Source organism: Streptomyces sp. CoH27 (assembly GCF_020181035.1).
In the GTDB taxonomy this organism is placed as follows: Bacteria; Actinomycetota; Actinomycetes; order Streptomycetales; family Streptomycetaceae; genus Streptomyces; species Streptomyces camelliae.
This window is the reverse complement of sequence record NZ_JAIQYY010000035.1, coordinates 19,517-32,578: the sequence shown is the minus strand read 5'-3', so window position 1 is coordinate 32,578 and position 13,062 is coordinate 19,517. Positions and strand designations below refer to the sequence as shown.

The 13,062-nt window shown below is 69.3% G+C and carries 13 protein-coding genes and 1 pseudogene; 6 read left to right on the top strand and 8 right to left on the bottom strand.

Going from position 1 to position 13,062, the window contains the following annotated elements; translation table 11 throughout:
* Window positions 1-67: 67 nt before the first annotated feature.
* On the top strand, window positions 68-1,309 hold the full coding sequence (locus LE548_RS38810; protein WP_055707164.1) for a PP2C family protein-serine/threonine phosphatase: 1,242 nt from the start codon (window positions 68-70) through the stop codon (window positions 1,307-1,309).
* Window positions 1,310-1,417: 108 nt separating this feature from the next.
* Here LE548_RS38810 and LE548_RS38805 read toward each other — a convergent pair whose 3' ends face one another.
* Window positions 1,418-1,978: a DUF5994 family protein gene (locus LE548_RS38805; protein ID WP_055495849.1), complete on the bottom strand. Its 561-nt coding sequence runs from the start codon at window positions 1,976-1,978 to the stop codon at window positions 1,418-1,420.
* A gap of 450 nt (window positions 1,979-2,428) precedes the next feature.
* On the opposite strand from LE548_RS38805, the gene LE548_RS38800 reads away from it, so the two are divergent.
* The 3 genes from LE548_RS38800 to LE548_RS38790 all read left to right on the top strand — a co-directional run bounded on the left by LE548_RS38800 (window position 2,429) and on the right by LE548_RS38790 (window position 5,390).
* Window positions 2,429-3,013 (top strand): DUF5994 family protein, encoded by a 585-nt coding sequence (locus LE548_RS38800; protein ID WP_225101751.1) that lies wholly within the window; start codon window positions 2,429-2,431, stop codon window positions 3,011-3,013.
* Window positions 3,014-3,138: 125 nt separating this feature from the next.
* A complete protein-coding gene (locus tag LE548_RS38795) occupies window positions 3,139-4,002 on the top strand; it encodes a slipin family protein (RefSeq protein WP_225101750.1) in 864 nt (287 codons plus the stop codon).
* A gap of 119 nt (window positions 4,003-4,121) precedes the next feature.
* Entirely contained in the window at window positions 4,122-5,390 is a 1,269-nt protein-coding gene (locus tag LE548_RS38790) for an ATP-binding protein (RefSeq protein WP_069777875.1), read from the top strand.
* Window positions 5,391-5,429: 39 nt separating this feature from the next.
* On the opposite strand, the gene LE548_RS38785 is transcribed toward LE548_RS38790, so the two are convergent.
* From LE548_RS38785 to LE548_RS38770, 4 genes are all read right to left on the bottom strand, one after another.
* The gene (locus LE548_RS38785; protein ID WP_069777876.1) at window positions 5,430-5,915 is read right to left on the bottom strand and encodes a DUF5994 family protein; all 486 of its coding nucleotides are present in this window, start codon (window positions 5,913-5,915) and stop codon (window positions 5,430-5,432) included.
* Window positions 5,916-6,179: 264 nt separating this feature from the next.
* Window positions 6,180-6,707, bottom strand: coding sequence for a hypothetical protein (locus LE548_RS46760; RefSeq protein WP_374116231.1), 528 nt, complete (start codon window positions 6,705-6,707; stop codon window positions 6,180-6,182).
* 6 nt (window positions 6,708-6,713) lie between these two features.
* Window positions 6,714-7,250 (bottom strand): DUF5994 family protein, encoded by a 537-nt coding sequence (locus tag LE548_RS38775; RefSeq protein WP_030645391.1) that lies wholly within the window; start codon window positions 7,248-7,250, stop codon window positions 6,714-6,716.
* Window positions 7,251-7,440: 190 nt separating this feature from the next.
* Complete coding sequence (locus tag LE548_RS38770) at window positions 7,441-8,418, bottom strand: magnesium transporter CorA family protein (RefSeq protein WP_225101749.1); 978 nt, start codon at window positions 8,416-8,418, stop codon at window positions 7,441-7,443.
* A 248-nt stretch (window positions 8,419-8,666) separates the two neighbouring features.
* Between LE548_RS38770 and LE548_RS38765 the strand changes: the two genes are divergently transcribed.
* The gene (locus LE548_RS38765; protein WP_225101748.1) at window positions 8,667-9,719 is read left to right on the top strand and encodes an acyl-CoA desaturase; all 1,053 of its coding nucleotides are present in this window, start codon (window positions 8,667-8,669) and stop codon (window positions 9,717-9,719) included.
* Between the two features lie 540 nt (window positions 9,720-10,259).
* On the opposite strand, the pseudogene LE548_RS38760 reads toward LE548_RS38765, so the two are convergent.
* From LE548_RS38760 to LE548_RS38750, 3 genes and pseudogenes are all read right to left on the bottom strand, one after another.
* Window positions 10,260-10,358 (bottom strand): annotated as a pseudogene (locus LE548_RS38760) (3-oxoadipate enol-lactone hydrolase); the annotation flags it as partial.
* A 1,141-nt stretch (window positions 10,359-11,499) separates the two neighbouring features.
* Window positions 11,500-12,042, bottom strand: coding sequence for a hypothetical protein (locus tag LE548_RS38755; protein ID WP_225101747.1), 543 nt, complete (start codon window positions 12,040-12,042; stop codon window positions 11,500-11,502).
* A gap of 313 nt (window positions 12,043-12,355) precedes the next feature.
* Window positions 12,356-12,607, bottom strand: a complete 252-nt coding sequence (locus LE548_RS38750; RefSeq protein WP_225101746.1) for a hypothetical protein — start codon at window positions 12,605-12,607, stop codon at window positions 12,356-12,358.
* A 25-nt stretch (window positions 12,608-12,632) separates the two neighbouring features.
* Between LE548_RS38750 and LE548_RS38745 the strand changes: the two genes are divergently transcribed.
* Window positions 12,633-13,062: amidohydrolase family protein (locus LE548_RS38745; RefSeq protein WP_225101745.1), on the top strand; the 430-nt coding region annotated here is incomplete at its 3' end.

The window sequence follows — 13,062 nt, the reverse complement described above, 5'->3', positions numbered from 1 at the left end:
CGTCGGGAGTTCGTATGCACAGCACCTTCGTGAAGATCCGCCAGAACGTCCCCCCCGGGCCACGGCGATGACGGGCGGTGAGGGGCAAGGACCCGCGGAAGGCTCCACCCGGTCGGAGCGCTTCGGGGAGGAGTTTCTGGGAATCCTGCTGGACCAGGGGCACGAGCTGCCGCCGCACCAGCTCGGTCCGCTCGTCGCACGGCAGATCGGCAGGCTCGACGGCCGCGAGACCTCGCTCTTCCTGCAGGACTACGGCCAGGTGTGGCTCGTCCCCCTGCCGGGCGACGGGCTGGCAGCCGGGGAACCGCAGCCGATCGACGGCTCCGATGCCGGTCGTGCCTTCCAGGAGGCGCGTCCCGTCGAGGTGCCGCAGGCCGGCGGTGTACGGGTCTATATGCCCCTGCTGGACGGTGGCGACCAGGTGGGCGTCCTGGCCGTCACCCTGGACCGCGTCCACGACGACGAGCGACGGCTGCTGCGCAGGCTCGCCTCGCTCGTGGCCGACATGCTGGTGACCAAGCACGGTTACACCGATCTGTTCTTCCGGCTGCGCCGCAGAGAACCGATGAGTGTGGCGGCGGAGATCCAGTGGTCGCTGCTGCCACCGCTGGCGATGTCCACGCCCCGGGTCGAGCTGGCCGGGATGCTGGAACCCGCCTACGACGTGGCCGGCGACAGCTTCGACTACGCCCTCAACGGCGATGTCCTGCATGTGGCCATGGTCGACGCGATGGGCCACGGACTGGACGCCGCCACGATGGCCACGGTGGTCATCGGAGCCTACCGGCATGCCCGGCGCATCAGCGTCGGCCTGTCGGAGATCTATACGTTCATGGACCGGGCCGTCGCCGATCAGTTCGGCCCCGACCACTTCGTGACCGCTCAGATGATGCGGCTCAACACGGCAACGGGCAGGCTTCAGTGGGTCAACGCCGGACATCCCGCTCCTCTGTTGATCCGTGGACACCGTGTCGTACGACGGCTGCAGGGCCCGACGACGCTGCCCGTCGGCTTCGGCGGTCACGAGCCCCGGATCAGTGAAGTGGCTCTCATCCCCGGCGACCGGATCCTGTGCTTCACCGACGGACTGATAGAGGAGCGCGATGTCGGCGGTGAGGAATTCAGTGAGGAGCAGCTCATCGGGTGGGTGAACCGCCTTGAGCCCACGGCCCAACAGATCCGGACGGTGGCGCGCTCCCTCTCCCACACGCTGCAACGGGCGCGGGGCGGGATCACGACGGACGATGCGACGCTCCTGCTGATCGAATGGCGCGGGAGCGCCACCGACGACCTCGCCCTCCCGGAGTGAGCCGGCCTCCCACCCCCAGGGAAAGGCCGACGGCACGCAGCCTTTCCCCCACCGCCGATCTCTCACACTCCTGCTGCCGCGGTGGGCACGTGACGGGTGACCGGTCCGTCAGGAGTGCGTGAGGCGGGGTGGGGGGGCGTCGTGTCCGCCTTCGGAGTCCCAGACCGCCTCCCGGAGCGAGTCCGAGTCGGCCGCTGCCTCTGCCGCGGCCCGGAAACGTTCGGCCTCATGGATCAGGCCGGTCGCCGTGAGGCTCCGCGACGGGTCGGTGGCCGTGGCCATGAGCCGGGCTGCGGTGGCCGGGGCTGTCTCCGGTGGGATCACCAGCAGGTCCCAGCGGCCGAAGGTGTGGGACAGGAGCAACAGCTTGTGCGGGTCCTGCCCGGCGTTGGACCAGCCGACGCGCACCATGTGGCCGTGCGCGGGCACTTCACCCGGGATGACCGGCCACAACGTGCGGCTCACCGCTATCCGGGTGATCCGCCCCCACAGCGGGTCGAGACATTCGACGAGCGCCGGGAGCTCCTCCGTCAGGTTGCGCGAACGGGGCCACCAGGCACCGTCGATCAGGGCCGGAGGGGCGCCGGCCCGCGCCAGCGTGAGTCGGAGCGGTGACGAAGAAGGGGCCCGGTCTCCGACTGCGGGTGTGAACGGAATGGTCGCGGTCATGATGCGGACCCAACCCCGGGCCGGTCACGGCCGGCCCGGTTGTCATGAATCGCCGAGAACGACCCGGCGTGGAAGCCGGTGTACGAGATGCTCTCGGTAATCACCAGGATACTCCTCGCCGAGGCCCGGCGGACTGGCGGGGAGTGACGGACTGAACGGAACAACACACGTCACAGAGCCAGGGGAGTGCTGGGCCGGGGCATGCGGGCCGTCGGGCGTGAGACCGGTCCGGTAGCCGGCGCACGACGTGCCCCGGCGCCCTCAGCCCACTCCCGCAGGTATCGACAGCCGCTTCACCGAATGCGGCGGCGTCTCCACAACCGCCCCGGCGTGTGCGGAGTACCGTGGACAGCACCGAGGGCATTTCGCACACCGGTCCACGCCGGGTCGTTCTCGGCGAGAGACGAAACCCGGGGCGCCGCCAAGGCGGCCCGGAGACGGGTCCGCATCATGTCGGCGACCTTGCACCAACTCCTGCCACACCACGAGCCCGTCGCAGCCCCGGCCGTGCGTCTCGCGCTGAAGACCGACGGCACGTCGCGCGGCCTCCTGGACGGTGCCTGGTGGCCCCGCTCCCGGGACCTGCTGAGCGAGCTGCCCGCACTTACCGATGTGCTGGACCCCCTGTGGGGCCGCATCACCCGCATCGCCGTCAACCCGAAGTACTGGCCGGTCATCCCGCACGAGATTCCCGTGGGCGGTCATGTCGTCAAGGTCGGATGGTTCACCCCGGAGATCGACCCGCACAAGCTGCTGCTGCTCTCCTACGGCACCGGCCGCTGGGACCTGCTGGTCATCCCACCCGAGACCGAGACGGAGTCGGCGGCCCGCCTGATGGCGGCCGCGTCCGACTACGACGGCCCACCGCTGACCGCAAGCGCTCTCATGGCCGCGGACGAGACCCGGCACGCCGTCTCCGCCGCCGACCGGCCACTCGAACCCGACGAGGCAGGGAAGTACGGGGAGGACGGCCCCGCCTCAGCGGCCGTTCCGGCAGGGACGGATCGCGCCAGTCGCCTGGTCATCGGCATGTGAGACGGCCGCCCCGACCGGTGCCTTCCCGGGTTTCGGCCCTGCCTCGCGAACCGGCGCAGGCACATGCAGGGGTCTCGACCGGCGGATACCCGCCCCCCCGTGGTCCTCGTCCAGAGGAGCAGTACATGCAAGCCCTGATCGTTCTCATCGTCGTGATCGGCCTTCTGGCCGTCCTGGCCCTCGCCCTGTCCGTGAAGGTCGTCAAGCAGTACGAGAAGGGAGTGCTGTTCCGCTTCGGCCGACTCGTCGGAACACGCTCCCCGGGACTGCGGTTCATCATCCCGTTCGTCGACGCCCTGCACCGGGTGTCGCTGCGGGTCGTCACCATGCCGATCCAGTCCCAGGGCATCATCACCCGGGACAACGTGAGCGTCGACGTGTCGGCGGTCGCCTACTTCCGGGTCGTCGACGCCGTGAAGTCGGTCGTCGCCGTCGAGAACGTCAACTCGGCGATCAACCAGATCGCCCAGACCACCCTGCGGAAGGTCGTCGGCCGGCACACGCTCGACGAGACGCTGTCGGAGACGGACCGTATCAACCTGGACATCCGCCAGATCCTGGACGTCACCACCGTCGACTGGGGTGTGCAGGTCACCCTGGTCGAGCTCAAGGACATCCAGCTGCCCGACACCATGAAGCGCGCCATGGCCCGCCAGGCCGAGGCCGAGCGGGAGAAGCGAGCGAAGATCATCAACGCGGAGGGCGAGTCCCTGGCCGCAGCCGCGCTCGGCGACGCCTCGGACACCATGATGGCCCACCCCCTGGCGCTTCAACTGCGCAATCTCCAGAGCCTGGTGGAGATCGGTGTCGACCAGAACACCACCGTCGTCTTCCCGGCCCCCCTCATGAGCACGATCGGCGAGCTCGGCTCCTTCCTCGCCCGGGAAACCGCTGCCGCCGCACCCGCCGCGGCAGCGCCACCGGCCGGCACCGGCCGCACCGACACGTCCCTCAGCCCGGCAGGCAGCGCGCCCGGCACCGCGGCGTGAAGCCGACTACGGCCCGAGCGATCCGTGGCACCAGGGAGGATTCGTGACCGTCGCCTGTCGCGCGCATCCTCCGGGCACCGGCTGATGATGGGGGTACGGCCGAACACGCGGAGCTGATCATGACGGGTTGGCGGGTCAGGGACTACACCCAGGACGATCTCGAAGCGGTGATCCGTGTCGACATGCAGAGCGGCACGACCGAGGAGCCGCCGCTCTTCCCACTCTCGGACGCCGTGACGGCCCTCCAGACCCGCCACCCGGCCGTGGTGGCCACGGCCGACGACGTGCTGATCGGCGCCGCGGTAAGCAGGGTGGAGGGCGAACGGGCATGGATCCTGCGCATCTGCATGGCGCCCGGCTGGCGGCAGCGCGGGCTGGGGAGTGCCCTGATCACCGCCCTTGAGCAACGCGTCTTCGCCGCCGGCGTCCGCGCGGTGCACGCCGCCCTGCCCGAGGGCGAGACCGGTGCCACCGCCCTGCGCAATTGCGACTTCGGCGCCCGCCCGGGGCTGGTCTTCTTCGAGAAACGCGGACCGGTGACCCCGCAGTCGGCCGGCACGCTGTCCTCGCTCGGAGCGGAGCTGCCGCCAGGGGGGCTCTGGCAGAAGGTCGCGGGCATGCAACGGGAGAAGCAGCTCATCGAGCGGCGCCTGGTCCTGCCGCTGGCCCATCCCGAACTGGCCGCCCAGCACGGAGTGGAACCGCCACGGGCGGTGATGCTGTTCGGCCCGCCCGGGACCGGCAAGAGCACGTTCGCGCACGCGATCGCCAGCCGCCTGGGATGGCCCTTCCTCGAACTGTTCCCCGCCCGTCTGGCCGCCGAGTACGGCCTGGCGACCGGGCTGAACCGGCGCTTCGACGAGATCGCCCGGCTCGACCACGTCCTCGTCTTCATCGACGAGGTCGAGGAGGTCGCCGGCGAACGCGGCGGCGCGGACGCGACCGCTGTCGGCGTCGTCAACGAACTGCTCAAGGCGATCGTCCGGTTCCGAAGCCAGGACGGACGGCTGCTCGTCTGCGCCACGAACAACGTGACCACGCTCGACTCCGCGTTCCTGCGGCACGGCCGCTTCGACTACGTGCTGCCGATCGGCCCTCCCGACCACACCGCCAGGACCGCACTGTGGGAGAGCTACCTGGCCCGAGCGGGCGCGCGGGCCGACAGCGCGGTACTCGCGTCCGCCAGCGAGGGGTTCACCCCCGCCGACATCGCCCACGCGGCGCGTACCGTCTCCCAGGCCCAGTTCGAGCGCACCTTCGACACCGGAACCCGGACCACCCCCACCACCGACGACTACCTGGACACGATCTGCGACACCAAGCCCACGGTCAGCGCTGCCATGGCCCGGGAATTCGCCCAGCAGACGGAGGAGTTCGCCCGCATCTAGCGTCCAGGCCGGGTGGGGAGTCGATCTGCGACGGACGTGTCAGGCCGGCGTAGGTGGCGTGTCGCTGCCCGTTTCGATGAGGATCTGCCTGGCCTCGGTGACGTTTTCGGCCCGTACGGCCCTGGCCATCGCGGCGCGTGCCGCGTCGGGCGACGTGTCCGGAGGGACCAGCAACAGAGAGAAAAGGTCCCCTTCGCCTCGGGTGATGAGGACGGTGTCGTCACCGACCGGGAAGGAGTCGATGTGCACGACCCGGTCGTCGACCATCACCCGGGTCGGCAGTTCGTCCCAGGCGCTGCCGTCCAGACCGACCCGGGTGACAGGCCCGAGATGCTCGGTCAACGCGGAGATCAGCGAGGGAAGCTCGGCACCGATGTCCCGGGACCGCGGCCACCATGCGCCGTCCAGGATTCCCTCGCGTGCGTGGGTGGTCTCCAGTCGCAGCAGGGCCGTTCCGGGTTTCACCGACCGGTGCACGGCGTCCGGCAGGAGCCTGGGGAAGTCGGGGGTGTCTGAGCCTGCCATGGTGTCCGCCCGTCCGCAGAGAGCAGTGCGACCGCACGGCGTGCGACCACGATACGACCCTGCTACCTCACGGTACTCCGCACGACGCTCCCGCGAGCGCTTCGCCGCAGGCGCGGTTGCGGAAACAGGCAACGGCTCCGGCGTATACCCGCCGGAGCCGCCCTTCCGGGTCATTGCACGTGAGCGTGCGCCGCCCCGCGGATCAATCCGGCACAAGCAATCCTTGCGAAGGTTCACTTCGGTCCGAAAAACCGACGCGGCGACTCAGCCACGCCCTTCCTCTTCTGTCTCCATCTGCCGGATCCCCCGGTGCGTCAGCGTGATCATCGCGGGCGTGTTGCCCCTCCCCCAGTCCACGACGACCCAGCCTTCACCTGCCAGGTACATACAGGCAGCGGCCATGTCCTGCTCAGGGATACCGAGGTCGGTGCGGAGCTTCGCCCCATCGACACCCAGGAGGCGATTGCCTTCTGGGGCTTGGTACAGAGCCTGCATGATCCTCTCGCGGTACGTCTTCCGGTCTCGCAATATCGCCATGACGCGCCTTCCTCTACTGCCCACGGTCGGGCCGAAGTCGATGTCATCCGCGGTCGCCGTCGCAGTGGGGCGTGTCGGAACGGTCGCATACACCGCCGACCGACGGTGCCTCCGGGGCCGACGCCCGATCCCCGGCAGAACATCGCTGTAGTGGAAGGCAGCGATCCGTTCGGCGTGCTGGCCGTTGAGCCGGTGGATCAGAACGACTCCGACGGCGATCAGGACGAGCAGCACGGCCACGGCGATGACGAGCATGGGATCTCACCTCCGCCGACCGGCGGGCGAAGGCCCTGCCGAGCCGATGGGCCGGGGCAGGGACGACGGTCGACCTGCTCCGCCGTCGGCCTCCCAGGCTTCTTCCCTGTTTCGTGCATCGATCCTGTCTGCTGCTTGCTCCCGGGCCGAGGCATCGACGCCGTCGCCGACCATCAACTGCGCGGCGGCATCCGCACCGGTTTCCGGCGGAATCACCAGCACGTCCCGGCGGCCGTCAGCGGAGAAAAGAGTGAGTCTGTGGGGATCCTGCTCCTCGGTGGACCAGCCCACCTGCACGGTGCGCCCGGCATAGGACACCCAGTGCGGCAGGACGGGCCAGTAGGCCGGGTGCACGGTGACACCCGTGATACGACCCCAGAGATCGCCCAATGCGGCCGTCAACGACGGCAGCTCACGGGTGAAGGCACGGGAGCGAGGCCACCACATACCGTCCAGCCCGCCCGGCGCGGGCGTCAGGGACAGCCGGGCCGGCTGCGGCGGCGCACATCTGATCGATGTCGTACGGTCAATGGTCACAGCCATGGCGCGGACCTGTCCCCGGGCTCGTGGGTGCGGCCCGGCGCTGTCGATCACCGGGAACGGCACCCGCGTCGGAGCCGGTGCGCGAAGAACTCCCGGTGTCTTCAACACTACTCCGCTCACCGGTCCGAAAAGCCCGGGATGACCAGGCAGTTTCCTACCTTCAGGACCTGGTCGCCGGTGCCGATGCCGGTCAGAGCCAGTCCTTGCGCTTGAACGTCAGATACAGCAATGCGGACAGGAGCACGATGACGGCGGCGGAGGTGACGAATCCCGACTCACGGCCGAAACCAGGATAGGGGAGGTTCTGGCCGTAGTAGCCGGTGATCGCGGTGGGTACGGCGATGATCGCGGCCCAGCTCGTCACCTTCTTCATGATCAGGTTCATGCGATTGGCCTGGACCGAGAGGTTCGTCTCCATGACCGAGGCCACCAGGTCCCGCAGCGATTCCGTCCACTCGGTGGCACGCAGCACGTGGTCGTAGACGTCCTGGTAGTACGGGGCGAGAGGGTCGTTGATCAGGTGCAGGCCGGGGCGCATGAGGGTGTTGACCACCTCACGCATCGGGAGCACGACGCGGCGCAGCTGGACGAGCGACTTACGCAGTGCGAAAACGCGGCGCTGCACGGCTTCGATCTCACGGCGCCCGGCCGCGAAGAGCAGACCCTCCAGGTCCTCGATGCTGTCGTCCAACTGCTGGACCGCGGCGAAGTGTCCGTCCACGAGATGGTCGAGCAGACCGTGCAGCAGGAATCCGACGCCAAGGCCGGCCAGGTCCGGGCTCTCGTCCCAGCGGGCGACGACGTCCTCGATGTCGAGGCCGTCGTCCTTGCGGACTGTGATCATGGCCTGGCTGGTGAGGAATACGGCGATCTCGCTGTACGTCAGTTGCGCACCGTCCGGGCTGACGGTCACAGCGTAGGCGCTGAGGAACTCGTGGGTGCGATAGCGGTCGAGTTTCGGCCGCTGTCCATGGTGAGCGGCATCCTCCAGAGCCAGTTCGTGGATGCCGAACTCCTGACCGAGCATGGTGAGTTCAGCGGCTCCGGGCCGGTGCAGGTCCAGCCACAGGACCGACGCCGGATCAGCGAGATACGCAGAGACGTCACTGGCGGGAAAGCCCTCCAGGACCAGAGTGCCGTCGTGATACAGCCGGGTACGCGTCACCATGGCCCGAGGCTAGTGTCTTATACCCCTGTCATGCCGCTTCGCCCCGATTGCCAGCGCGGCAGGTTCATCGACAGCAGCCACCCTCCGTGGGGGCCTTACGTCAAAGCCCGCGACATCCGGAGCTCCGACCGACGAGCATCGGGTGCCGGTCCGAAGGCAGGGATGTGGGTACCCGGCTGCCGCATCGCATCCGGCGTACACCGCACGACCGGATGCGGCCCGTCAGCCGGGAAGGACACTCCGAGACCATGACCACGCATACCCCGCGCCGTCGCCCGCCTCCCCCCGCAGGTGGCAGTGATTTCGCCCGCCTGTCGAAGAAGATCGCCGAGGCCGGCCTGATGAACCGGCGCCCCGGCTACTACACCGTCCGGTCCATCGTCGTGGCCGTCGCCTACGCCGGGGGCTGGAGCGCGTTCGTCGTCATCGGCGCCGGGTGGTGGACCCTGGCGCTCGCCGCGTTCCTCGCCGTGATGTTCGGGCAGGTGGCTCTGCTCGCCCACGACGTCGCGCACCGCCAGGTCTTCCGCCGGCGCCGGCCCAGCGAGACGGCCGGCCGCATCGCCGGGGCCGCGATCGGGATGGGCTACGGATGGTGGCAGGACAAACACACCCGCCACCACGCCAACCCCAACCACGAGGACCTCGACCCCGACATCGCCCCGGACCTGCTGGTGTGGTCCCAGGACCAGGCCCGCGCCGCGACCGGACTGCCGAGGATCATCGGCCGTCGGCAGGCGTTCCTCCTTTTTCCCCTGCTCCTGCTCGAAGGGGTCAACCTTCATGTCTCCAGCGCGCGAGCACTGGGCAACCGCACCCTGAAGAACCGCGCCCTGGACGGCACGCTGCTCTACGGGCACACCGCCGCCTACCTGACCGCACTGTCCCTCGTCCTCCCACCCGGCATGGCGATCGCGTTCCTGGCCGTCAACCAGGGCCTGTTCGGCCTCTACCTCGGCTGCCTCTTCGCCCCCAACCACAAGGGCATGCCGACCCTGACCGGCAACGACCGCCCCGACTTCCTGCGCCGGCAGGTCCTCACCGCACGCAACGTACGCGGCAGCTGGTTCACCGACCTCGCCCTGGGCGGCCTGAACCACCAGATCGAACACCACCTGTTCCCCAGCGTGCCCAGCCCCCACCTGCGCAGGGCCCGGCCCATCGTCCGCCACTACTGCCAGGACTTGGGAGTCGACTATCTGGAAACCGGACTGATCGCCTCCTACCGGCAAGCGCTCGCCAGTCTCCACCGAGCAGGAGCGCCACTGCGGCGAGCCCGTATCAGCAGCGCCCGAGCATGACGCACCGGCGCCGACGGTAGATGATCTCGCCGCCCTGTCTGAACCAGGAGGCAATCCCGTCGAACCGCTTGCATGAGTCGGCAGCTGTAACGCATCCAGATGCCCTTGCCGTACTCCAGCGCCTTTTCCCGGTGCCCGGCTGAAGTGATCCGGTGAGACCCAGCGGCTGGAACAGCCCCGTCGGCTTCCCGGCGCGGCTGCGTCGTCTTACGGCTCCCCTCCCAGATGGGCGCAATCGCAAATCCAGCGTCCCGCGAGCATCGCAGGAGCGCGCACTGTGTGCGGAGCCGAACGCGGTCATGCGCGCAAGCACAGTCGAGATCACGGCGAAGCCCCGCCGGAGCGCTCCGGCGGGGCTTCGTCCCAGGGCTCCGAGCAGAAGCCCCGTCGGGGGCTGGTTCCCGGATGGGCTTCACTGCTTCGCCCTCTCTCACATCGCTGTCACGAACTGAGCGGACACCCGCGAACCATAGGGACCTGACCTGCAATTTTGTGCGCGCCCCGGAGCGGCTGGACACCCATGGACGATCGTTACGACCTGTGCCATGTGGTGCCAAGTGAGGGACCCAGGATCAGGACAGGTGCGTCTTCTGGCCCGTCAAAGCGGTATTGCAGGGTGTTCGTCGGTGTCTCACTCACGCCCTGCACGCTCTCACATCTCGCAGCCGCCCCTGTGACGGGGGGCGTGACCACCCGGCCTTCGCGACTCTTCGGGTGAAAAAACCGGTGCAAGGCCGCCCGACCGGCGGTTCGCTGGTTGTTGGTGGGGAGTACAGAAACATACGTTCAGCTCCAGCGCTCACGCCGAGAGGAACAGTCATGCGTCTGACCCGCTGCGCTGTCGCTGCTGCAACGGTGGCGGCGTCCGTCTCAGCCATCGGCCTGCCCCTGTACTCCATGGACTGGGCGTCCCAGAGTTCCGCCCGGAGTTCCGATGCCGCGCAGGTCCGCATGGTCGGCGCCGTCGGCACCGCACGGGACACAGCCGAGTGGCCCGAGATGCCCGCCCCGGATCCCGGCCCTCAGGTATCAGCGGCCCCCTGTCACAGCTACGGCGGCCCCTACTGCGGCTGGGTGGGGACATACTGGGGCGGCTGTGACAGGGAGTGGGGTCTGAGCTACGGCATCAAGAGCCCTGACGTGATCTGCCCCCACGACCCCCGCCCGAGCCCCTCGCCTGCACCCAGTTCCTCGGAATCGCCGAAGAACAACGGAGCCGGCGGTACCACCGCCGGAGCCGGCGGTACCTCCACCGGCGGTGGCGGAACCTCGGCCGGACTCAGCCGCTTATACCGACCCAGCCGTTGGGCCAGGCCCCATCGCTGGGCCAGGCTCCATCACCCGGCCAAGCCCGGCCCCACGGCCAAGCCCGGCCCCACGGCCAAGCCCGGCCCCGCGGCCACGTCCAGTCCCCTCGGCCACGTCGGCCACCACCAAAAGCAGCAGTTCGTCCCAGCCGGTCCCGCCGAGACGTCTCCGGCGACCGGTGGCAGCGGCGATGCACACGCGCCGGTGGCGGTCGAACCGCAGGTGCCGCCGAGGGAACCGGTGGCGGTCGAACCGCAGGTGCCGCCGAGGGAAGAAGGCCCGCTCGGCCCGGACTCGGGACTCCACACCGGGACCGGCCGGCTGGTACCGGACCGCGACAGCCTGGCACGCTACACAGCGAGTCTGCTGCATGCCGCGCATGCAGCAGCGGAGGCCTACGGCTTCGGCTGCCCGGCCGCCTCCCCGGAGGCCGGCCGGGCGTCGACCGGTACGGCTGAGGTCCGGCCGGGTGTCACTCGGCGGAACGACGCCGGCGAAGCCAGGCCGTAGCCAGCATTCCCAGAACTGTCAGCAGACCGCCGGCCGCGAGCACGATGTACAGGGCGCTCGGCAGGCCGGCGCTCCAGCCGGCAGCCGTGTTCTCCCGCGGGCCGGCGGAATCGGTGCCCCCGGGGACGGTCTCTTTCCGGGGTTGGGGGGAGCCGGACTTGCCGCTGCCGTCAGGAATTGCGCCTCCATGCGGACCGTCACGGTCCTCGCGGTCGCCGTCGTCCTGGCCGTCGCGGCAGTGGGTGACCGGGAAGGGAAAGACCCGCTTGTGGTTGTCGAGGGCCTTCACCACGAAGAGGGGGTGCACTCGGAAGAAATCACGGATCTCGAACTCGTACTGGCCGGAGGTCTGGGTGGGGTATTTCACGTCCAGATACGTCGCGACACTCCAGCTGTCCCACGGTGCCACCGGTGACGAGGATTTCGAGGTCCCATTGAGGACGAGAGCCTCCGGACCCCGCCGGCCATTCGTCAGAATCGCCCTCAGACTCTTGTCGACGAGCACGACGCGGCGGTGGCTGCGGCAGTCTCGCCAGGGATTGCGGTGACCTTGGTCATGCCCGTCCCCGTCATCGCGCCACAGGGAGCCGGACGCGTGCCGCGCGGCCGCCGGCTCGGCGGCACCGGCCGACGGGGACATGAGGGCGATAGCCGCACCCGCCAGCGGCGCTGCAACCCAGGGACGAAGATTCATCCGATGACCTCCATGGGTGGCGGACGCAGGCGACCGCCTGCCGGCCGATATATCCGGATCTGAGAAGAAGCTAAGAGAAATCAGCTCGTCACTTCGTGAACGCCCTCGGGAGCCGTACTACTTGTCACTCAAGCGCAGCACTCTCGGGCGGAAGAAGCGCCGCCACCGCTTCCGTGAGGGTGAGCCGGCCGCCGAACTGCGCGATCTGCTCGACGGTCGCCGCGACGAGTGTGATCGGGCGTGTGGGGGTGACCGGGTGCGAGAGCCAGTCGGGTACGGCGTCGGGGGTGATCGTGACGGTGCGGTGCGCCGGGAGTGCGCTGCCGCCGACGCCCGTGACCGTACCGGACAGCGTGCGGACGTACAGGGTCACCACGCCGTCGACGCCCTGGCCCTTGAGGGTGGACGTCGTCGCAGGCCCGGCCCAGAGGGGCCGGCACGCCGAGGCCGGACTCGCGGCACTCCGCCTGATCCTGCGCGGCACCTTCGACCGCCACCCGGACCTGCACATCGTCCTGGGTCGCTGGGGCGGGATGCTGCTGTTCCGGCTCGACAGGGCCGACCGCCTCTCCGACCTCGCCCCCCACCTGGAGCGACGCGTCGCCGAGTACTTCTCGACGAACGTCCACATCGCGACCAGCGGCATGCTGACCCCACGGCTGCTCCGCCACGCGCTGGACCACACGAGCGTCGACCGCATCCTCCTGTCGGGGGACTGCCCCTTCCACCGCCTCGGCGCCCCGGCCCTCACCGACTTCCTGCACACGCTGCCCGACCAGGAGGACCGGCGGAAGATCGCGCACGCCAACGCCGAGTCGCTCTTCGGCCTTG

Excerpts from the sequence above, each read along its gene's own strand:
- LE548_RS38810 (WP_055707164.1), top strand. The coding sequence starts at position 68 with ATGACGGGCGGTGAGGGGCAAGGACCCGCGGAAGGCTCCACCCGGTCG.
- LE548_RS38805 (WP_055495849.1), bottom strand. The coding sequence starts at position 1,978 with ATGACCGCGACCATTCCGTTCACACCCGCAGTCGGAGACCGGGCCCCT.
- LE548_RS38800 (WP_225101751.1), top strand. The coding sequence starts at position 2,429 with ATGTCGGCGACCTTGCACCAACTCCTGCCACACCACGAGCCCGTCGCA.
- LE548_RS38795 (WP_225101750.1), top strand. The coding sequence starts at position 3,139 with ATGCAAGCCCTGATCGTTCTCATCGTCGTGATCGGCCTTCTGGCCGTC.
- LE548_RS38790 (WP_069777875.1), top strand. The coding sequence starts at position 4,122 with ATGACGGGTTGGCGGGTCAGGGACTACACCCAGGACGATCTCGAAGCG.
- LE548_RS38785 (WP_069777876.1), bottom strand. The coding sequence starts at position 5,915 with ATGGCAGGCTCAGACACCCCCGACTTCCCCAGGCTCCTGCCGGACGCC.
- LE548_RS46760 (WP_374116231.1), bottom strand. The coding sequence starts at position 6,707 with ATGCTCGTCATCGCCGTGGCCGTGCTGCTCGTCCTGATCGCCGTCGGA.
- LE548_RS38775 (WP_030645391.1), bottom strand. The coding sequence starts at position 7,250 with ATGGCTGTGACCATTGACCGTACGACATCGATCAGATGTGCGCCGCCG.
- LE548_RS38770 (WP_225101749.1), bottom strand. The coding sequence starts at position 8,418 with ATGGTGACGCGTACCCGGCTGTATCACGACGGCACTCTGGTCCTGGAG.
- LE548_RS38765 (WP_225101748.1), top strand. The coding sequence starts at position 8,667 with ATGACCACGCATACCCCGCGCCGTCGCCCGCCTCCCCCCGCAGGTGGC.